General features: G+C 56.5%; 19 protein-coding genes. 6 read left to right on the top strand and 13 right to left on the bottom strand.

Annotated features, from left to right (window positions below):
- Positions 1-7 precede the first annotated feature (7 nt).
- Both HNQ38_RS07705 and HNQ38_RS07700 read left to right on the top strand, forming a co-directional pair.
- Entirely contained in the window at positions 8-1,405 is a 1,398-nt protein-coding gene (locus tag HNQ38_RS07705) for a sigma-54 interaction domain-containing protein (RefSeq protein WP_246388045.1), read from the top strand.
- Positions 1,406-1,570: 165 nt separating this feature from the next.
- Entirely contained in the window at positions 1,571-2,128 is a 558-nt protein-coding gene (locus HNQ38_RS07700; protein ID WP_183719094.1) for a DUF4125 family protein, read from the top strand.
- 359 nt (positions 2,129-2,487) lie between these two features.
- Here HNQ38_RS07700 and lepA read toward each other — a convergent pair whose 3' ends face one another.
- Entirely contained in the window at positions 2,488-4,293 is a 1,806-nt protein-coding gene (gene lepA / locus HNQ38_RS07695) for a translation elongation factor 4 (RefSeq protein ID WP_183719093.1), read from the bottom strand.
- 279 nt (positions 4,294-4,572) lie between these two features.
- Between lepA and HNQ38_RS07690 the strand changes: the two genes are divergently transcribed.
- From HNQ38_RS07690 to HNQ38_RS07680, 3 genes are read left to right on the top strand one after another with little or no spacing between them, the layout of a single operon-like run.
- Positions 4,573-5,136, top strand: a complete 564-nt coding sequence (locus tag HNQ38_RS07690; protein ID WP_183719092.1) for a TetR/AcrR family transcriptional regulator — start codon at positions 4,573-4,575, stop codon at positions 5,134-5,136.
- 17 nt (positions 5,137-5,153) lie between these two features.
- Entirely contained in the window at positions 5,154-5,465 is a 312-nt protein-coding gene (locus tag HNQ38_RS07685; protein WP_183719091.1) for a DMT family transporter, read from the top strand.
- A gap of 4 nt (positions 5,466-5,469) precedes the next feature.
- Positions 5,470-5,784 carry a DMT family transporter gene (locus HNQ38_RS07680; protein ID WP_183719090.1) on the top strand — a complete coding sequence of 105 codons (315 nt, stop codon included), beginning with the start codon at positions 5,470-5,472 and terminating at the stop codon, positions 5,782-5,784.
- A 303-nt stretch (positions 5,785-6,087) separates the two neighbouring features.
- On the opposite strand, the gene HNQ38_RS07675 is transcribed toward HNQ38_RS07680, so the two are convergent.
- The 12 genes from HNQ38_RS07675 to HNQ38_RS07620 all read right to left on the bottom strand — a co-directional run bounded on the left by HNQ38_RS07675 (position 6,088) and on the right by HNQ38_RS07620 (position 18,921).
- On the bottom strand, positions 6,088-6,492 hold the full coding sequence (locus HNQ38_RS07675) for a F0F1 ATP synthase subunit epsilon (RefSeq protein WP_183719088.1): 405 nt from the start codon (positions 6,490-6,492) through the stop codon (positions 6,088-6,090).
- Positions 6,493-6,574: 82 nt separating this feature from the next.
- A complete protein-coding gene (gene atpD, locus HNQ38_RS07670) occupies positions 6,575-7,996 on the bottom strand; it encodes a F0F1 ATP synthase subunit beta (protein ID WP_183719086.1) in 1,422 nt (473 codons plus the stop codon).
- 11 nt (positions 7,997-8,007) lie between these two features.
- The gene (locus tag HNQ38_RS07665; protein ID WP_183719084.1) at positions 8,008-8,892 is read right to left on the bottom strand and encodes a F0F1 ATP synthase subunit gamma; all 885 of its coding nucleotides are present in this window, start codon (positions 8,890-8,892) and stop codon (positions 8,008-8,010) included.
- 23 nt (positions 8,893-8,915) lie between these two features.
- The gene (gene atpA / locus HNQ38_RS07660) at positions 8,916-10,424 is read right to left on the bottom strand and encodes a F0F1 ATP synthase subunit alpha (RefSeq protein ID WP_183719082.1); all 1,509 of its coding nucleotides are present in this window, start codon (positions 10,422-10,424) and stop codon (positions 8,916-8,918) included.
- Between the two features lie 3 nt (positions 10,425-10,427).
- The gene (atpH, locus tag HNQ38_RS07655; protein ID WP_183719079.1) at positions 10,428-10,979 is read right to left on the bottom strand and encodes an ATP synthase F1 subunit delta; all 552 of its coding nucleotides are present in this window, start codon (positions 10,977-10,979) and stop codon (positions 10,428-10,430) included.
- On the bottom strand, positions 10,976-11,557 hold the full coding sequence (locus HNQ38_RS07650; RefSeq protein WP_183719077.1) for a F0F1 ATP synthase subunit B: 582 nt from the start codon (positions 11,555-11,557) through the stop codon (positions 10,976-10,978). Before HNQ38_RS07650 ends, atpH begins: the two co-directional genes overlap by 4 nt.
- Positions 11,558-11,663: 106 nt before the next feature.
- Positions 11,664-12,083 (bottom strand): F0F1 ATP synthase subunit B, encoded by a 420-nt coding sequence (locus tag HNQ38_RS07645; RefSeq protein WP_183719075.1) that lies wholly within the window; start codon positions 12,081-12,083, stop codon positions 11,664-11,666.
- 330 nt (positions 12,084-12,413) lie between these two features.
- Positions 12,414-13,481: a glycosyltransferase family 2 protein gene (locus HNQ38_RS07640; RefSeq protein WP_343060131.1), complete on the bottom strand. Its 1,068-nt coding sequence runs from the start codon at positions 13,479-13,481 to the stop codon at positions 12,414-12,416.
- A complete protein-coding gene (gene aroL / locus HNQ38_RS07635) occupies positions 13,474-14,121 on the bottom strand; it encodes a shikimate kinase AroL (protein WP_183719073.1) in 648 nt (215 codons plus the stop codon). Before aroL ends, HNQ38_RS07640 begins: the two co-directional genes overlap by 8 nt.
- A gap of 314 nt (positions 14,122-14,435) precedes the next feature.
- Complete coding sequence (locus HNQ38_RS07630) at positions 14,436-15,146, bottom strand: OmpA/MotB family protein (RefSeq protein WP_183719071.1); 711 nt, start codon at positions 15,144-15,146, stop codon at positions 14,436-14,438.
- A gap of 209 nt (positions 15,147-15,355) precedes the next feature.
- Positions 15,356-16,204: a flagellar motor stator protein MotA gene (gene motA, locus HNQ38_RS07625; RefSeq protein WP_183719069.1), complete on the bottom strand. Its 849-nt coding sequence runs from the start codon at positions 16,202-16,204 to the stop codon at positions 15,356-15,358.
- 581 nt (positions 16,205-16,785) lie between these two features.
- On the bottom strand, positions 16,786-18,921 hold the full coding sequence (locus HNQ38_RS07620; protein WP_183719067.1) for an AsmA family protein: 2,136 nt from the start codon (positions 18,919-18,921) through the stop codon (positions 16,786-16,788).
- A 353-nt stretch (positions 18,922-19,274) separates the two neighbouring features.
- On the opposite strand from HNQ38_RS07620, the gene HNQ38_RS07615 reads away from it, so the two are divergent.
- The gene (locus HNQ38_RS07615; RefSeq protein ID WP_183719065.1) at positions 19,275-20,903 is read left to right on the top strand and encodes a cobyric acid synthase; all 1,629 of its coding nucleotides are present in this window, start codon (positions 19,275-19,277) and stop codon (positions 20,901-20,903) included.
- Positions 20,904-20,911: the final 8 nt, after the last annotated feature.

The raw sequence follows: 20,911 nt of genomic DNA, 5'->3' as shown, positions 1-20,911 counted from the left end.
GAAGTGTATGTATAACCCACGAATGTTGGCTGAATATATTGAACAACTTTGCGATACCTTCCGGGACGCCATCTGCGTTACGGACCGGGAGGGCGTGGTGGTGCTTGTAAACAAGCGCCATGCGGAGCTTACAGGCATTCCCAAGGAAAAAATGACCGGCAGCCGTATTCAGGATATGGTGCAGAACGGCATTTTTGACGTGGTTCTCAACCCGCGCATTGTGGAAACCGGGCAGAAGGTCTCCAGCGTGCAGAATCTTTTTAACGGACGCACGTTGCTTCTGGACGGGCATCCGGTCAAGGATGCCTCGGGGCATGTGGCCTATGTTGTCACTGTTATCCGTGACGTGACGGCTCTTACCGAGCTGCGTGAAGAGGTCATGGCGCAAAAGGAACTGCTGGAAACGTTCCAAACCCTGAGCAGCGACGGCATCACTGGCAATCAGTACCCGCGTGTGGTGCAGAGCCAGGCCATGCAGCGGCTGTACGCCGAAGCAATAGCCATTGCCGAAACAGACGCCACCGTGCTGTTGCAGGGCGAAACAGGCGTGGGCAAGGACGTGGTGGCGCGGCATATACATCGCAAAAGCCAGCGCGCCGACGCCCCTTTTGTTAAGGTAGACTGCGGCAGTATCCCTGAAAATCTTATTGAAACCGAGCTGTTCGGCTATGTGCCCGGCAGTTTCTCAGGGGCAAGCAAGAGCGGCAAGGCCGGGCTTGTGGAAGCGGCTTCTTCTGGCACGCTTTTTCTGGATGAAATAGGCGAACTGCCAATGACCATGCAGTCGCGCCTGCTGCGTGTGCTTCAGGATTGGGAAGTCATGCGCGTGGGAGCCACCAGACCCAAGAAGGTGGACGTGCGCGTCATTGCCGCTACCAACAAGGATCTGGAAAAGGAAGTGGCCAAGGGCGCATTTCGCTCAGACCTCTATTATCGGCTCAAGGTGGCGGTGCTGAATATTCCGCCTCTGCGCAGCCGCAGGGCCGATATTTTACCTCTGGCCCAGAGCTTTTTGACGTATTACGCCAAAAAATATCACAAAAAAATCCATCTTTCTGAAGAAGCCGAGCATATTCTGCAAGGCCACAGTTGGCCCGGCAACGTGCGCGAACTGGAAAATCTTGTGCAGGGGCTTGTGGTGACCTGCAAGCACGGCAGCATTGAGGCCCGCGACCTTTCAGGTATCCGTCCTGCCGTTATGCATGATGATAAGGACAGCGCTTTTGCCCTGCCTTCCATTGAGGGGCGTTCGTTGAAAAGCATCATGAAGGAAGTGGAAACTGCTGTTATTGAAAAGGGCATGAAGCAGTATGGTTCCATCAGCGAACTCTCGCGCCATTTTCAGATGGACCGCAGCACCATCTTTCGCAAGGTTAAAGAAATAGAAGCTGCCCGGCGGGACTAGAACAGATTAACTTTTTCAAAGTTTAAATGCTTTAGTCTATTAGCCCTGCGGCAGGCGAGACCGGGCGTGGGGCTGCCCAATGCCTATGGCGGGTGCACCCTGTTTACAGTGGAGCGTGCCCGCTTCCCGCGACGGCAGATTTGCCCATTGGTAAGGAAGAGAGCTATGCCACAATCATTTGACCGCGAAGCCGCGTTGCGCAAAATTGTTGACCTTGAGCTGGACATGTTTCTTGCCACGCCCAATGAAGGCGGTATTTCGGCTTGTCAGCAGCGGCCAGAAACATTCCGGGTCATGCGGCGCATGACGCATGAGCCTCTGGACGACACCACGCTGGCCTTCTATCTGGCTGACCTGCAAGCGGCAGCAGCAGTGGGGCGAAACCTGATGGTGGAAAAATACGCCCGTATGGACGACCGTCTTCCACCCCTCAGCACAAGCCCGCTGCTGGACGAAGTTGCCGACGCGGAATTGGCTTTTCTGGAAGAGGCCAGCGTTCTTTTTCCAAACGTGATAAGACGCGGCGGGGGGGATATGTTTCGCCGCTATCTGCGGTGCGAGCTGGAAACGCTTTCGCAGGGCACCTTGGAAAGCTATGCCCGTGAAGTGCGCCGTGCGCGCAGTGTGGGGAAAAATATGGCAGTGGAGCGGCACCGCTGTCTGGCACGCCTGCTGGGCAGGGGCAGTCTTGAAGAATATGAAGCCTCGCGCGCCCAGGGATGAAATGCTTACTGGCTTGCAACCTATCTGGGCAGCGCGGGTTTGCGAATGTATACTCTCTAAGATTCGGGAACGCCCGGTGCGGCGCTTATCCGCTCAAATAACCAGCTCTTATGGCTTCACTATGAGTCTCTGCTCCCGCAGCCGCCTGAGGCTTTCAAAGCTAATCTGATCCAAAAAATTTTGCGCTGATAGCTCGTTAAACACACACAGCTTCGTCCCGCGCCTTGAGCATCCACTGCACCCGTCTCGCGTGCAGGCTCCCAGTCCATCCAATCTGGAAAACAGAAATGCAAGCGGGGAAGAATCTTCGTTGTAAAGATTCTTCCCCGCAAAAAGGTTCTCTGTATTTCAGCTTTCGTTTAGTCGTCGCCCACCTTGAGTGCGGCCAAAAAGGCTTCCTGGGGCAGTTCAACGTTGCCCATACGCTTCATGCGGCGTTTGCCCTCTTTCTGCTTTTCCAGCAGTTTGCGCTTGCGCGTGATGTCGCCGCCGTAGCATTTGGCGGTAACGTCCTTACGGAAAGCGGAAACTGTTTCACGGGCAATGATTTTTTGCCCGATGGCCGCCTGAATGGCAACCTGGAAAAGCTGGCGCGGAATGCTGCGCTTGAGCTTGAGCGCCAGGCCGCGCCCGTAGGTGTATGCACGGTCGCGGTGTACGATGACCGCCAGGGCGTCCACTGTTTCGCCGTTGAGCATGATGTCCAGACGCACCAGATCAGAGGACCGGTAGTCCAGAGGTTGATAATCCATCGAAGCATAGCCGCGCGTGGCGGACTTGAGCCTGTCAAAGAAGTCGTAAACGATTTCGGCAAAGGGCAGTTCGTAGGTGACTACCACGCGGTTGGAGGCAAGATAGTGCAGGTTTTTCTGGGTGCCGCGCTTTTCTTCGCAGAGCTTCATGACGTTGCCCACATACTCGTTGGGCACATGAATATCCATGTTGACGTAGGGCTCGTACAGGGTGTTGATCTTGGTAGGATCTGGCAGGTGGCTGGGGTTGTCGATTTCCAGCGTTTTGCCGTCCATTGTGTCGATCTTGTAGACCACTGAAGGCGCAGTGGCGATAAGGCCGACCTCAAATTCGCGCTCCAGCCGCTCCTGAATAATTTCCATATGCAGCAGGCCAAGGAAGCCGCAGCGAAAGCCAAAGCCCAAAGCTTGCGACGTTTCCGGCTCGTAGGAAAAAGCTGCGTCGTTGAGTTGCAGTTTTTCAAGGGCGGCCTTGAGGTTCTCGTAGTCTTCGGATTCTGTGGGGTAGAGACCGCAAAAAACCATTGGTTTGACTTCTTTGAAGCCAGGTACAGGGCTTTCGGCGGGGCGGTCAGCCAGGGTGATGGTGTCGCCCACGCGGGCATCGCCCAGTTCCTTGATGGAGCCGCAAAGAAAGCCCACCTCGCCCGCCACCAGTTCTTTAACGTCTGTGGCTTCGGGGGAGAATACGCCCAGACGCAGCACTTCGTATTCCTTGCCCGTGCTCATGAGGCGCACGTTGTCATTCTTGCGTACGGTGCCGTCCATAATGCGGAAAAGTACCACAACACCCTGATAGCTGTCGTACCATGAGTCAAATATAAGCGCCTTGAGCGGTGCAGTGCGGTCGCCCTTGGGGGCGGGCAGATGTTGCACAACAGCTTCGAGCACAGCGTCCACGCCCATGCCTGTTTTGGCCGACACGGGAAGCGCTTGTGTGCAGTCCAGCCCGATGCTCTCTTCGATTTCAGCCTTGACGCGGTCAACTTCCGCACTGGGCAGGTCAATCTTGTTGAGCACCGGAAGAACCTCATGGTCATGATCCAGTGCCAGATAGACGTTGGCAAGGGTCTGCGCTTCCACGCCCTGTGTGGCGTCAACCACCAGCAAAGCGCCTTCACAGGCTGCCAGCGAGCGTGAAACTTCATAGTTGAAGTCCACATGGCCGGGCGTGTCGATGAGGTTCAGCTCGTATTCCTGACCGTCAGCGGCAAAGTAAGGAAGCCGCACGGTCTGGGCCTTGATGGTGATGCCGCGTTCGCGCTCCAGATCCATCCTGTCCAGGTACTGCTGGCGCGCTTCGCGCTGGCTGACCACCTTGGTCAGTTCAAGAATACGGTCGGCCAAGGTGGACTTACCGTGGTCGATATGGGCGATGATGCAAAAGTTGCGGATATTTTCCTGCTTGACCATGTTTTTTCCTGCGTAAAATCTGGGTGCGTAGCAGAATTGTATAGCTAAGATTTGTCATGAAGTCCATGCAAAGGCCAGAGGTTTCGTTGAGGGGTATGAAGAGGGGGCAGAGTGCCCTTCGAAGGTTTTGTGGCTCTCAGCCGAAGGCTGGCAGCAGATTTGCGTGTAAGTTTGTTGTGCTATCAGGCAGCGTTATAGTGCTGCCGCCTGTGGATCGAGGTATTGACAGTCCTTAATAGTATGAATACATACGTATGTATTCATACGGAGCAAATAAATATGAGTAAGCCACGTTCCATAAACAGAGATCTGGTTCTTGATATGGCCGAGAAAATAGTCACTGAAAACGGGCCTGCGGCGTTGACGTTTGACGCTGTTGCCAGGGCGGCGGGGATCACCAAGGGGGGAGTACAGTCCTGCTTTGGCGCCAAGAGTGGTCTTGTCAGCGCAATGGCCGAACGGTGGGGCAGAAATTACGACGAATGCCTTGAAAAAACTGCGGGCAAAAACATTAAGGACATTTCTGGTCTGGAAAAAGTACGTGCCCACGTTGGGATTACCGCTGCCGAGAAATCGCTGAACGCCCGGGCCGCATGCCATCTGGCCATGCTGGTGGAGTCGCAGGAGCTGCGTGACTGGATACGCAGCTGGCACAACAGCAGGGTGAACACTCTTGATATGGCGAACAAGGAAGAGCGGGCCGCGCGAGTCGCCTATCTGGCGGCGGAAGGAGCTTTTTTGCTGCGTCACTTCGGCTTGCTGGAAGTAAGCGATGCACAATGGAAGAGCATTTTTAGCGATATTGACGAAATCATTTTTGAAAAGCCATCAAACCAAGCATAACCGCTGGAAAAGTTATCATGTTGAGCTGGACTCTTCTGTTTATAGCCAGCAGCCTTGAAATCGCCTGGGCTGCGGGATTAAAATATGCTGATTCGCCTCTGGGCTGGGTTGCAACCCTTGGCTGTGTTGCGGGCAGTTTTATTTTCCTTGTGCTGGCAACAAAAAGAATGGAGGCATCCATTGCCTATGTGCTGTTTGTAACATTGGGCGCTGTTGGAACATACCTTCTTGATATTTCATTCTTTGGCAAAAAAATGACGTTCACAGCGGTTGCCGCGATTATTGTCATCCTTGTTTCGATAGTTTGCCTCAAGCGGGAAGAAGGTTAGCCCTATGGGCTGGATTTATTTGATACTGGCTGGCCTTCTGGAGATAGCGGTTGTCGCCGGAGTGAGAGATATCGCCTTCAAACGCTATATCAGGGGAATATTCGTTTACGCGGCTGGGCTGTCGTCCTCACTGTTTTTTCTTTACCTTGCGCTGCGTCAGATTGATGTCTCCATTGCCTATACGTCCTACACAGGAATTGGCGTGGTCGGCACTGTGGCTTGCGGAATTCTGTTTTGGGGCGAAAAGAGGAGCATCAAAAAAGCGCTTTATGTTTCCTTGATTATTGCGGCGATTATAGTGCTCAAGGTTTCAGACTAGAACACCGGAAATATACAAAGTTACTACTGGCGCGACAGTAAACGCCAATAGCTGCTTGGCCTGTGCGCCGGAAAGAATGGCTTTGTATCGCTGGGATTCCTAAGTGCCATGCAGCAAAGCTAGGTTAAGCTGCAGCAGGGGGTGCGGGTGTCGTGTCGTGCTTGTGAACAGCAACAGCTTTTTTAGGCTGAAGGTATTTGCAATTTGTTCTGTTTTGTCGTGGCCCCGTGGAGCTATTGCATAAAATAAAAGGCCGTACTGCGTATAAACGCGGCACGGCCTGTCTATTCTGAACAAAGCGGTCTAGCGGAACTGGGCCACTTGCAGACGGACAACAGCCCTGTGCAATGCGGCTTCAGCACGAACCGTATCAACTTGCTCTTCATGGCTGGCAACACGCTTTTCAGCACGTTCCTTGGCGGCCATGGCTCTTGCTGTGTCGATATTCTGCGCCATTTCGGCAGATTCGGCCAGCACGGTAAGCACATCGTTGTTCACATCAGCAAAACCGCCGGAAATGAACACATGTTCTTCCTTACCGCCAGCCACCTTGTAGCGCAAACCACCAATCTTGAGAGCGGAGAGCAGGGAGACGTGCTTGGGCAGCACGCCAAATTCGCCTTCAATTCCGGGGCAGACGGCCATTTCAACTTCGCCGCTTACTACGGTTTTGTCTGGCGTCACCACTTCCAGTTGCAGTGTGCCCATAGGTACTCCTTCGCTCCTGATATGCCAGATGCGGCTGTCCAGTGACCGTGCCGCAAAGCACGATCACTGGACGGTCAACTCTCTAGTTTTCTTCCTGCAGCTTGCGCTGCTCGAACTTGGCCACGGCCTGTTCAATACCGCCCAGCATGTAGAAGTCACCTTCTGCCAAGTGGTCGTACGCGCCGTCCAGAATGCCCTTGAAGCCCTTGATGGTGTCTTCAAGTTTTACATACTGGCCGGGGGTACCGGTGAAGGTTTCGGCCACGTGGAAGGGCTGGGACAGGAAGCGCTGAATGCGGCGCGCGCGCCCCACAGTGAGCTTATCTTCGTCCGACAGTTCGTCCATGCCGAGAATGGCGATGATGTCCTGCAGTTCTTTGTACTTCTGCAGCACCATCTGCACGCGCCGGGCCACCAAGTAGTGGTCTTCACCCACGACGTCGGGGGCGAGGATGCGCGAGGTGGAGTCAAGCGGGTCCACGGCAGGGTAGATGCCAAGTTCTGCAATCTGGCGCGAAAGCACGAGCGTGCCGTCCAGATGCGAGAAAGTGGTAGCCGGGGCCGGGTCGGTCAAGTCGTCAGCAGGGACGTAAACGGCCTGCACGGACGTGATCGAACCGGTGTTGGTTGAGGTAATACGTTCCTGAAGCGAACCAAGGTCCGTGCCAAGGGTGGGCTGGTAGCCCACGGCCGAAGGCATGCGGCCCAGCAGAGCGGACACTTCGGAACCAGCCTGGGTAAAGCGGAATATGTTGTCGATGAAGAGGAGCACGTCCTGATGTTCTTCATCGCGGAAGTATTCCGCGCAGGCAAGGGCGGTGAGGGCCACGCGGGCACGGGCTCCCGGAGGCTCGTTCATCTGCCCGTAGACAAGGGTGGCGCGTTCCAGAACGCCCGCATCCTTGAGTTCATGATAAAGGTCGTTACCTTCACGGGTGCGTTCACCCACGCCCGCGAAGACTGACGAACCGCCGTGCTGCTTGGCGATGTTGTTGATCATCTCCATCAGAATAACGGTCTTGCCCACGCCGGCGCCGCCGAAGAGGCCCATCTTGCCGCCCTTGGGGAAGGGCACAAGCAGGTCCACAACCTTGATGCCGGTTTCCAGCAGTTCGACCTTGGTGTTCTGGTCGGTAAAGGCCGGAGCCGGGCGGTGAATGGGGTAGTACTTTTCAGCGTTAATGGGGCCCAGTTCGTCCACGGGGCGTCCGATAACGTTGAGGATACGGCCCACAGAGGGCTTGCCCACGGGCACCATGATCGGCTGAGCAGTGTCAACCGCTTCCATGCCGCGCACCAGACCTTCGGTGGCGTCCATGGCGATGGTGCGAACAACGTTGTCGCCCAGGTGCTGTGCAACTTCACAGACCAGGTAGGGGGCGTCGGTGTTGTTCGGATTGTTGATCTCCAGGGCGGTGAAGATATTCGGCAGGTTGCCGTCGCTGAACTCAACGTCCACAACAGCGCCGATAACCTGGACGATTTTACCGATGTTTTTGCTCATTAGTTGGCTCCTTAACCCTTCAGCGCTTCAGCGCCGCCGACGATGTCGATGAGTTCGCTGGTGATGGAAGCCTGCCGCGTCTTGTTATAGAGCAGGGTCAGCATGTTGATCATTTCGTTGCAGTTGCGCGTGGCGTTGTCCATTGCGGCCATACGGGCAGCATGTTCGCTGGCCGATGTGTCCAGCATGCCACGGTAAACCTGCACCTTGACGTAGCGGGGCAGAAGCTCCGCCAACAGCTTTTCTTCCTGCGGCTCGTAAACGTATTCGCAGCGCGGTTCTCCAGCTTCTTCGGCGATTTCCTCAGCCTCAGGCGTTTTCAGGGGCAGCAGGCAGAGCGTGCGCGGGGGCTGTTGGCCCATAGACACAAACTCACCGTAAATCAGCCACACTTCGTCAAGACCAAAGGTTTCGTAGCCGAAGATGACTTCCTGGGCCACGGAGCTTGCCAGGGCAAAGTCTATGCTGCCCATGCGGTCAGCATACGCTTTGGCAATATTGTAACCGGCCGCCTTTACGGCGTCGCGGCCCTTCTTGCCCATGCAGACAAAGCTCACTTCAAGGCCTTCCGCTTTTTTCTCCTTGGCCAACTTCAACGCAGTGGCAATGATATTGCCGTTGAAGCTGCCGCAAAGTCCACGGTCGGATGTCACCAGCACAATGGCGCAATGCTTCTTTTCCTCATGCTCGGCCAGCAGGGGGTGGGCGTTGCCCTCCACCTTGCTCGACAGTTCGGCCAGCACGTCGCGGTATTTGGCCGCGTACGGTCTGAAGCGCTCAATGCGGGCCTGAGCACCTCGCAGTTTCGCCGAGGCCACCATGTTCATGGCCTTGGTGATCTGCTTGGTCTTACCGACCCCCACGATCTTCATTTTTACGTCTTTGAGTGAAGGCATGCTTTTCTCCCGGTATTGGGGCCCTAGGCCGTCCAGCCCTGCTTGAAGGCGGCAATAGCTTCGGTAAGCGCTTTCTCCACTGCCTCATCAATGACTTTCTTTTCTTTAATGGCGTCCAGCACGTCTTTCCTGGTATCACGCAGGAAAGTCAGCATGGCAGTTTCAAAACGGCGGATGTCATCCACCGGTACGTCGTCCATAAGGCCACGGGTAGCGGCGTAGATGGAGACGATCTGTTCATTGGAAGGCATGGGCTGGTACTGGGGCTGCTTGAGCAGCTCCACCAGGCGCGCGCCGCGGTCAAGCTTGGCCTTGGTGCCCTTGTCCAGGTCCGAACCAAACTGGGCGAAAGCCGCCAGTTCGCGGTACTGGGCGAGGTCAAGACGCATTGTGCCAGCAACCTGCTTCATAGCCTTGATCTGGGCCGCGCCACCCACGCGGGATACGGAAAGACCCACGTTAATGGCCGGACGCACACCGGCGTTGAAGAGGTTGGGCTCCAGGTACACCTGACCGTCGGTGATGGAGATCACGTTGGTGGGGATGTACGCGGACACGTCGCCAGCCTGGGTTTCAATGATGGGCAGAGCCGTCATGGAACCCGCGCCGAGGCTGTCGTTCACCTTGGCAGCGCGTTCGAGCAAACGCGAATGCAGGTAGAACACGTCGCCGGGGAAGGCTTCACGTCCCGGAGGACGACGGAGCAGCAGGGACATCTGGCGATAAGCCACGGCCTGCTTGGAAAGGTCATCGTAAATGATGAGGGCGTGCTTGCCATTGTCGCGATAGAATTCCGCCATCGTGCAGCCGGTGTAGGCCGCAATGTACTGCAGAGGCGCAGGGTCGGATGCGGTGGCGGAAATGATGGTGGTGTACTCAAGCGCGCCGTGGCGACGCAGGGTATCGGCCACCAGAGCCACCGAGGACTTCTTTTGGCCGATGGCCACGTAGAAGCAGTGGATGTCCGTTTCTTTCTGCGCCAGGATGGCGTCAATACAAACAGCGGTCTTACCAGTCTGGCGGTCGCCAATGATAAGTTCGCGCTGTCCGCGACCAATAGGCGTCATGGCGTCAATGGCTTTCAGACCCGTAGGCATTGGTTCATGCACGCTCTTACGCGCGATGATGCCGGGGGCCTTGATTTCCACGGGGCGCACTGCGGCAGCCTCGATGGGGCCCAGGCCGTCGATGGGCTCACCCAGGGGGTTGAGCACACGGCCCATAACGCCGTCGCCGACAGGCACGGAGAAGATCTTGCCGGTACGTTTGACCGGGTCGCCTTCCTTGATGCCTACATCCGAACCGAGCAGAGCAACGCCGACGTTGTCCTCTTCGAGGTTGAGCACCATGCCCATGACGCCGCCGGGAAATTCCAGCAGTTCCATCGACATAGCGTTCTGCACGCCGTAGACGCGGGCGATGCCGTCACCGACGTACAGTACGGTGCCGGTTTCACTCATTTCTACGCGCTGCTCGTAGTTCTGGATTTGATCCTCAATGATCTTGCTTATCTCTTCCGCTTTGATCTGCATGTGCTATTCACCCCTCTTGAATGTCTCCCGGAGGATACCCAATTGCGCGCGCAGACTTGCGTCCAGCACCCGGTCACCCATTTTGAGCACCATACCCCCAAGTATGTCCTTGTCGACAGCGAAGGTAAGCTCAATGGCAGCGCCGGTTTTCTTTTCCAGCGATTCTTTGAGTTTTGCCTTTTTGTCGGCAGGAAGTTTCACTGCAGTGACGAGCTGGCCACGCACGATGCCCTTGGCTTCGTCAAGCAGTTTGCCATACCAGGCGGAAATTTCGCGCAGAAAGGCGAGCCTTTCCTTGTCTGCCAACAAAAAGCAGAAGTTGCGCAATGTCTGGTCGGCCTTGAGCTTGCCCAGCAGTTTGTCAAGAACCGCCTTCTTTTCCTCCACGCCGATAACAGGACTTTTGAGGGTCAGGTCAAGTCCCGGCGCGGCGGCAAGCGTTTCACCAAGAGCAGCAAGGCATTCGCCACGCGCGCTCAAGGCTTCGTCCCCATCCTTTTTGCCCAACGCAAAGATAGCGTTGGCGTACCTGCGTGCAACCACGGTGTCGATCAATGGAGCACCACCTTTTTAAGGGAGTTGGCGATAAGCTTGTCGTGGGCTTCGGCATTGAGCTTGCCGCTCAGGGCCTTTTCGGCAGCGTCCACGATTTCGTCTGCAATGACGGCGCGCACTTCTGCAAGCACAGCGCGGCCTTCATTTTCAGCGGTCATGCGCGCCTGCTCCACAATTTGCGACGCCTGACGGTGCGCCTCATCCACAATGCCAGCCTTCAGGTTTTCAGCCTGCTTGCGGCTTTCGGCCAGAATGGCTTCACGCTCTTCGTTGAGGCGGGCAATGCGCGACTCAACGGCGGCCAGCTGTTCCTTGGCCTTGGCGCGGCGTTCATCCAAGTCGTCCAGCGCTCCGCTGATGGTCTCGCGGCGATTCTTGAAGAAACGCTTGGCCAGTCCACCCACAAAGTACCAGAGGATGCCCGCAAAGATCACGAAGTTGAGCACGCGCCAGCCGAAGTCGCCCCAGCGAGTTTCTGCATGTCCTTCGGAAGCCAGCGCCTCCAATGGAATGAAGACAATCGCGGCAAAGGCAATAACGAGCGGCAGGATATAACCCGCGTGTTTCCATTTGCTCAAAGCCCACCCCCCTCTGTTCAGAGAATAATGCAATAGCGTAGACTGTGCCTAAAGAAACCGGATCGCCCATAGGGCGTCCAGTAAGGAACCGGAAAAGCGCGTGAAACTAACTCTTGAGGAGCTTGGCAGCCAGGCGCGCGGAAAAGTCGCTTACCTGATTACGCAGTTCGTCAAGGGTTTTGGCGGCCTGAGCCTGCAAAGAGTCGCGTGTTTCGGCAAGGATGTCGCGGGCGCTTTTTTGGGCGTCGCCCACAAGCTTCTGCTGTTCAACCATGCCTTCGGCGCGGCCTTCTTCACGGGTAAGGCCAGCGTCCTGACGGGCGCGGGCCAGTTCGGCTTCATAGTTGGTAAGGCGTTCCGCTGCCTGGTACTCGAAAGACTCGGCTTCTTCAGCCATGCCGTCCATGATGCCGTTGCGCTTTTTTATGATATCGCGGATGGGTCGGATAAGGAGGATGTTTAGCACATAAATGGCGACCAAAAAGTTCACCAGCTGAAAGATCAATGTAACGTTAAGATCCAGCATGCCGCATCCTCCCGATGATGTCGGATTGTAGGAATGAAAAAGACATTAAGCCCTTGCAACATATCTCCTTGCCCCTGTTCTGTCAAAGGGTATTGGTGACAAATTTCGCAAACTCCATAAGTTTTTTTAATATAGTTAATAATTTTAGCATGTTGAAAAACACCTGCCTGAAGGCATGCCGAGCTGCTGTCGCAAGTGAGGATAAATAGCAGGAGAGTAAATGACTGCGGAATACGCCTTTTGGGGCATTTGGGGGCCATTGGAGGCCTTGGAGGTCATGAAAGAAAACACTTGCCTTATATGAATAGATATTACAGATTGTTTGATTGGTCAGACAATCATCCAGTCTTCTTGCCCGTACCCCTGGGATTCCAGCCAGTCAGATGCTTCTTCAGCAGCACCGTGTGCGGTAAGCGCGTTGAGGATGCGGCAGCGCCCTGGTTCTGGCAACGCTGAACGCCCGCAGACTGGAATTCCGCCTACCACGTTGCCGATTTTTTTGGCGTCAATATCAATATAGGCCGCCGGGCGCACACCGAGATTCCAAAGCGGAGCAAGCCGCTTACGGGCCACACGCCCGCCGCCCATTACCCACACCTGCGGATGAAAAGGGTTGTGCTTCTCCAGATGACGGGCCAGCCACAGGGCGCGCAATCTGTTGCAGGCAACATCGGCGTACCTTGCGTCAGCTCTGGTGGCCCGGTTTGGCGCGTCGTTCCAGGTCAGCAGCGTTTGCGGCAGCTTTTCCATCAATGCCCCGTTGTGAAGCCAGCGCAGCCACAGTTCCCAGTCTTCTGCAAAATCACCGTCTGCATAGGCCCCCCAACGATCAACCGCGTCCCGTCGGAACATGGCTGACGGGTGGCAAATCGGCGTATCCCTGAAACGGCTGCGGCTGATTTCATCCGGGGAGCGGCAACTGTTTTGCCAATCCACAAAATGCGAAAATCCGTAAGCCGAGTTGCGATCGCCGCCAAAGGCCACCAAACTAGCCGAAAGCGTAAGCTCGGGCTTGTTCCAAAGGTGCGCGGTCTGTAGGGCCAGGCGGTGCGGATGCGCGGTATCATCGGCATCCATACGGGCGATGAAGGTGCCTCGCGCAGCAGCCAATCCGGTGTTTAAGGCCGTCACAATGCCGCCGTGCGGCAGATGCAGCGCACGGAGTCTGCCGTGGGCTGTGTTGTCACGGGATAGCGCTCTCAGCAGGGCGGCGGTGTCGTCAGTAGAGCCGTCATTGACCACAAGAATTTCAAAGGAGGGCAGCGGAGCGTCAGGGGCAGATTGTTGCGCAAAAAGACTGCGCAGTGCTGCTTCCAGAGTGTGGGCGGCATTGTAGGCTGGCAGAAGAACGGAGATCAGGGGGCTGACGTCAGTATCTGGCAGAGCGGTCTTATTCACTGTCAGGGCCGTGTGCATCCCGAGGTTCTTGTGGGTCTGCGAACACAGGGGCTTTTGCCTCTTCTTTCTCATCTTCAAACTCGGCCATGCCCTGCTGTGATGCATTTGCAGCATCTGTTGCCAATGCCCGCAGCGCCTCCATTGCCAGTGTACAAATGCGGCGGGGGTGCAGGCTGGCGTCCAGATGATGGTGCGCTGTTTGCTGATAGAGGGGCAATCTTTCCTCCAGCACCTGCCGTATTTCGTCGGCTATGCCGCCTCCGGTGAGGGAAGGGCGTTGCGCTGTAAGAGGGTTGTTGGAGAGCCGCGCCACCAGTGTTTCAACAGGCGCAGATAGATAGAAAACATGCCCCTGGCTGCGCATGAAGGCACGGTTTTGTTCGTCAAGAACCATGCCTCCGCCAGTGGCAACAATTGCTCCTTGTGGATGGCTGGCCGCTATTGCGCGCAGTGCATCGCTTTCGCGCAGGCGAAATCCGGGCCAGCCCTCTAAAGCAACAATCTGGGCCACAGTTAGGCCCGTACTTTCGAGAAGATAGAGGTCGGTGTCAGCAAAGGGCAGAGCAAGGCGCTGCGCCAGCGCTCGGCCCACAGTTGTTTTGCCGCAGGCTCTGGGACCGACAAGAAATATGAGAGGCATGGGACTTCCTGATGGCTGAAGCTGCCCGGCAAAGGCCGCGCAGAGGTTAAAGCGGTTTAACTACAGCTTGTGACGCCGCGTTGCAGGGATCTGTTTAGAGCATTTTACCTTTGAAATTGCTCAGTCAATTGCGTGAGAATACGCCCGGCAGCCAGACGCCGCGCACTTGACCACCCATACGCCTTTTTTGCACTCGCCCGAAGCAAAGACAGCGGCGTCCTGTTGCAGTTGTGCGGGTACAGGACGCCGCTGCCGGCAATTCTTCTGTGAAAAAAATATCTTAGAGAAGATTAATTTTTTAAAAACTAAATGCTCTAATAAACCACGCTGTAAGACATAACTTCCGGTCTGTGGAAGAAAAACTCCACACGCCGGTTCATCGCGCGGCTCTGCTCGTCAATGCCCGGCTTGAGCGGGCGCGTGTCGCCGTAGCTGACTGCGCGCATACGCGTGGCTTTGACGCCGTGTTGCACCAGATAGTTGACCATTGCCGAGGCGCGCGCTCCTGACAGTTCCCATGCCGAAGTATAGGGCGGGGTTGTCTCGCCCGAATCGGCGTGGCCGCGCACAACCAGGTAAAGGTTGTATTCTTCCATAAGCTTGAGCACGGCTTCCAGTACTTTTTCACCTTCGGGCAACAGATCCACACTGCCAGGCCTGAACATGATGTCGGAATTGACGCGCAACTGAACGCCCACATCGTCGGCGCTGATGCCCGAAGCGCTCTGGGGCACGGCGTCTGCCATAAGCAGCTGCTTGATTTTTTGGGCGATGGCGTAGTGGGATTTTTCCACTTCGCTGATTTTGATATCACGCGCGTCGATTTTGTCCGTATTCTGAATGAAGGGGTTATTCGAGATAGGCGAGGTGGAGCTGGAGTCGAAATTGCGTTCGCCGCTGAAATAGGCAGCAAGACCCGCCTTGGTATCTGGCGGCACCATGCTGAGAACCCAGAGCAGGAGAAAGAAGGCCATCATGGCCGTAACAAAGTCGGCATACGCGACTTTCCATGCGCCGCCGCCCATAGAGTTGACTCCTTACCGTATATGCCTCGCGCAAAAGTTTTTTGCGATGGACTGTCAGGCCGTTACATGAAAGCCATAACCCGGCGGCAGGGTTGCTGCTCACCGGGATTGGCGTATTTTCCTCATCCGGCTTCATGCCAGTATGGCAGGCCGGGGCTGCCGACGCAAGGCCGGAGCGTCGGCATGGGATGGTAGCGGCGGGGCCTTGCCTAGCCGCTCTTCAGTCTGTCTTCCATTTCCGCGAAGGTGGGGCGGAAGGGGAAAGGAATGGCCCTGCGCCCGTATTCGACGGCGATAAGAGGGGTGGAACCGCGAATGGCGGCGGCCACGGCCTCTTTTATGGAATGGTAGTAAAAATGTTCTTCGGCCACATAGTTTTCAAGCTTGGAGCCCATAGGACCAAACAGGCCGTAGCAGCAAAGAATACCGAAAAATGTACCAACAAGGGCCGCACCAATGTAGTGGCCGAGCACTTCCGGCGGCTCGTTAATCTTGCCCATCGCCAGCACCACGCCAAGCACGCAGGCCACAATACCCATACCCGGCAGTGATTCGGCCATGTGCGAAACCGCATGAGCTGGCAGGTTGCCTTCCTCACGCATGGTGGCAATGTCCACATCCATGAGGCTGTCAATGTCGGCAGGGTCGCCAGTGGTCAGGTAGACACGCAATGTGTCGCCAATAAAATTGACGATCTTTGTGTCCTTGGACACATTGGGATACTTGCTGAAAATAGGGCTGGATTCAGGCTTTTCCACATCGCTTTCAATGCTGATGACACCTTCGCGGTGCATTTTGGAAAAGAGGGTATAGAGCAGAGCCAACGTTTCAAGATAGCGACCCTTGCTTGAGCCGGGGTCAGCAAAAAGGTGCTTCATGCTCTTGAGAACGAGCCCGAATGTATACTTGGTCTGAGAGCCAAAGAATGCCCCCAGGCCACAGCCCAGAATAATGATGAATTCTGCGGGCTGAAAAAGTATGCCCCATTCACCGTGGGCCAGGGTGTATCCGGTAAACACCGAGCCCGCGACGATGCCAAGTCCAATTAATAAATACATATTGCCGCCTGTAGGCTCAATTCTTCCTGTGTCGTTCCATCACCTGCCGTGCCGGGAAAAGACCTTGCCCCGGAAAATTGTTGCGGGGCTGCGCCGTATTCCGGTTGCCCGCACTTGGGCGACCGCTGGTTCGCAGATCCGCTGTCGGCCCCATAACTGCAAGCATGCCAGCATGAAGCCGCGCAGTCAAAGCCCCATTTGGGCTGCATCAGCTCGTCGCTAACATGCGTCGGTGGCGTGTGCAGGCCGGGGCCCCTATCTTCTTAACGCCTGCCCGCACAAAAGCTTTAGCCTGTCGGGCGGAAAAGGCAAGTCCGGTTGGGTAAAAATACTCCCGTCAAGACTCAAGCATACTCTCTGAACGGCTTCAGAGCAGGGATTATTCTGCCTGTATGTCTGTTTTTACGCTACTTCATTATTTATTCTAGAGCATTTAACCTTTGAAAAAGTTTAAATGATCTAACGCTGCACAAGAGTGCAGCGTACCGCAATGCGGCGTGAATTCTGCCGAAAATCGTATTATCGGCAGAATGATAACTTTGAAATGTAAAACCTTTCAAAGTTAATCTGCTCCAGGTCGGCTATTTGCCGAACAAACCGCGAACCAGGCCTTCCGCCCCGCGCGCACCGTTCTGCAACAGCGTTCCTGCGCCCTTGGCGGAATCTCCAGCATTTTTGCCCGTATCCTGCAATAGTCCCGGCAGTTTTTTGGCCATGTCCAGAGCAAAACGGGGGTCGACGCTGTAAGAGATATTGCTGAAAGGCCCTTTAACGATAACGGGGACGGTCATGCCCAGAGTTTCCACGTTGGCGGTTGCGTCCACGTTTTGGCGCGGCAGGCTTATTCTTGCCTGTCCCCGTGCGTTAAGACCTGACGAGCTAACTGTTATGGGGTTGGCGTTAATTTCGCCATTTCTTGCTGTAAACGGCACGCGAACAAGGTCAAAAGTGTCTGGCAATGGCTTGCCTGTGATGCCGGGAATATTGGCTGGCAATGTGGGCATGGATTCCAGGTGCATTTGCCGCACTTCAAGCTCGCCCTTGCCAGCAAGGCTGTTCTGCAGGGCCGTGGCGTTTTTGCCGCTCATTGTCAGGTCTACGTCCAGCCGGGCTGAGCCGTTGACAGGGTGCCCCTTGCCGAGACTTTCCAGCAGCGCGCCAAGATTCACGTCGGACGCGGTGCCGTTAACGGCGTAGGCCGAAACCGGTATATTGGCCGCTCCTGAGGCGCGTACCGTGCCGCCGCTGCCGAGGACGCAGTTGAAGGTGGAAATCTTGTAATTGCCGCGCAGGCCCTGAGCGATCACCTGCACGTCCTTGATTTGCAGTTTGCCCTGACGGATGCCCGCAACCGCCGCCCGGACGTTGATGTCCGGCAGGGGGGAAGCGTCTTCTGCGGTTTTTTTATCTTTCGATTCACTGGCCGTTTGGCTTTTGCCGTTTTCCGGCAGGGGCAGGTAGTTGTCGAGATTGATGGCGCTGACCTGCGCCTCAGCCGTTATGGAAAGCGGTGCTTTCGGCTCCATGCCAAGGCGGAGCTGGCCGCGCAGGTCCACATCGTCCACGCGGGCGCTGATGTCCGAAAGGTTGAGGCTGTTGTTGCCATAGGCCAGCCTGCTCTTGATCTTGATGCCGTCCGAAATGCCCTTGGGGGCAGGCTTGAGCGTCTGCCCGGCCAAGGCCGCCAGCTTGCGCAGCGATCCGTCCAGTTCAAGATTTCCTGTAAACGCAACCGGGCTGAAAGACGCCTCGCCCTGAAGCCCCAGGCGCGCCTGCGGCGTGGTCAGCCAGCACTTGGCCACATGCATGCTCAGGGTGTTCAGATCTGCGTTGCCTTCAATATTCAGTTGCAGAGGCCCTGCTTCTTTGGGTAGCGGGCCTGTCAGCGGGCTGAGGGTCAGCGATGTCTGCCGCAAAGCCAACTGGGGCGGGGCATAGCGCAGCTTGGCAGACAGGGCCAGATTGCCCGACAGGGGGGTGCTGGCCCTGGCTTTGCTGCCTTTTTCCTTATCAACAAGATTGGCGGTGAAGGTAAAGTCGCACTGGGCAACAGCTTCCTGCCCTGGCCGCAGATTTTCCACAGAAAGATTCAGGTCGCTGAGATCCAGCGTTTGCCCCTGGTCATCTGTGAAGTGCAGAGAGCCCTGCCGAACCACAAGCCGTTTCAGTTCAATGGCGGGAGTCTGGGTACTGGCAGCGGCCTGATTGGGGCTCGCAGCGACGGCTTTTGCCGCGTCTTTGAGCGCATCTTCCGGCGTGGCCGTCGGCGTGGTTTCCGAAGTATCTGTGGCAGCAGGGGCTGCAGCGTCAGACTGGTTCTCGCCCGACGTTACCTTCGCGGCCTTGGCAGCAGCGGCGGAAGCCACTTCCCCTTGGCGCATCCTGACAACGGGGTTGTCCAAACGTACCTCGCGTACAACCATTGTCCCTGAAAGCAGGGGCATGAATTCAAGCTCCGCCATGCCGCCCTTGACCGAAATGGCAAGGGAGTCGCCCTGATCGGACTGCCCCCACCGGGCCTGGCCAAAACGCACGCCCGGGGGAAAGAAGGAAATTTGCGGGGCATTTTCAAATACCAGAGGCTTGCCCGTGGCCTTGGCCGTGGCGTCAGCGATCTGGCGCACCACAAACGCGGTGTCTATCTGGCTGAGAACAATGGCCAGGGCTGCCGCAATAACCAGCAACACGCCCGTGGTCCAAAGCAGAAAACGTTTCATTATATCTCCAAAAACTCTCGTGGCTCGTATGCCGCGGCGGGCTTGATTCCATAAGGGCCCAACTGCACAACGCGGATTAGTGTCAAAAGCGTTGCCGGACATGCTCCGGCTCTTTTACCAACTTTCTCCTTTATACGAAAACCGTAAATACTGTGCAAGTTCGTCCCCAGCCCTTGCCCCACGTTGGTTTTAGGGGTTCTCTTGCCCCGGGCAGCACTTGCGCGTATGAAAAAAACATGCCGTCCGTACCCCTTTCGCACACGTCTCGCCAAAGACCGCCCTTGTCCCCTCCATGTGAGTCTTCAGGCGTATCGGCGCCGCCGGCTGTCCGTTCCTTTGAAGGCCCGGCAGATATGCCACCCGCCATCATGTTTCAGGGAACGTGCTCCAATGCGGGCAAAAGCCTGCTCACAGCAGCCCTGTGCCGTTTGCTGGCACGCAGGGGGCTTCGGGTTGTGCCCTTCAAGGCGCAGAATATGGCGCTCAACTCCTTTGTCACCGCCGATGGTAAAGAAATGGGCCGCGCTCAGGCGCTTCAGGCCGCCGCCTGCGGTTTGGCCGCGGATGTGCGTATGAATCCCGTGTTGCTCAAACCCACGTCAAACACAGGCTCGCAGATCATCGTCATGGGTGAGCCTGTGGGACAGATGCGCGTGGGGGCCTACCTGCGTTACAAGCCCGAAGCCTGGAAGGCCGTGCGCCGCGCCTACCGCAGTCTTGCTGCCGAAGCCGACGTGGTGGTGCTTGAGGGCGCAGGCAGCCCGGCAGAAATCAACCTCAAGGCTCACGATATTGTAAACATGCGTATGGCCCGCTACGCCCGCGCCCATGTGGCCCTTGTGGCCGATATTGACAGGGGCGGGGCCTTTGCGGCGCTGGCTGGCACGATGGCCTTGCTGACGCGGGCCGAAAGGGCGCGGGTGGCCGGGTTTATTCTCAATAAATTTCGCGGTGATCCCACACTGCTGGACCCGGCATTGCAAATCCTCACACAGCGCACGGGCAAACCCTTCTGGGGCGTAGTGCCCATGCTGGAAAACCTGCGCCTGCCCGAAGAAGATTCCGTCAGTTTCAAAATGGGCATCACGCCTGGTCTCCGTATGGGAGAATGCCATGCTACGGCAGCGGATATGCTGGATGTAGTGGTGCCGGATCTGCCCCACATCAGCAATGCCACTGATCTTGACGCGTTGCGGCAGGAGCCTGGTTTGCGCCTGCGCATTGTGCGACATGCCGAGGATTGGGGGCACCCGCATGCCGTCATTGTGCCCGGCAGCCGGAATACCGTTGCGGATCTGCGCTTTCTGCGCGCCACGGGGCTGGCGGACGCCATTCTGCACTTTGCCCGCACAACCCTTGAAACATCGTGTGGAGCTTTGGTGGGCATTTGCGGGGGATTGCAGATGCTTGGCAGTGTTATTGCTGACCCGTTGGCGCTTGAGGAAGGCGGCAGCGAATGCGGCCTGGGCATTTTGCCGCTGGCAACCAGCCTGGAAGCCGATAAAAAACTGTTGCGCGTCACAGGGCGAACCTGCGCCTGCCTGACCGCGAACGTTCCGTCAGGCAGAGGCGGCGCGGCGGTGGGTGAAGAGCTGCTGGCTCCGGCGCAGGAAGTGGAGGGCTATGAGATACATCATGGCCGCACCGTACCGCTGCTTGGGCAGACGGGCAATTTTTCATGGCCCTGCGAATCTGCGATTCCACAGCCGCGTGTAATAATGGCAGATTCTTCAGGGCGGCCTCTTGGCTGGGGGCTGTGCGATTCCGCCGGGCGGGCACGGGTGTGGGGCAGCTATGTTCACGGGCTGTTTGATGCGGACGCATTCCGTCACGCCTTTTTGGCTTCCCTGCGCGTCGACAGCGGTATGCCGCCTCTTGAAGGCGCACCCTACGCCCTTGGCCCGGAGCTGGACAGATTGGCGGATACGGTTGAGAAGTCTCTGGACATGCCAACCATTTACGGCCTACTTGGCCTGTGCTAGCCTGATGG

The organism is Desulfovibrio intestinalis, assembly GCF_014202345.1.
Lineage (GTDB): Bacteria > Desulfobacterota > Desulfovibrionia > Desulfovibrionales > Desulfovibrionaceae > Desulfovibrio > Desulfovibrio intestinalis.
Note: the sequence above shows the minus strand (reverse complement) of the source record. Positions and strands in the feature narration are given on the sequence as shown.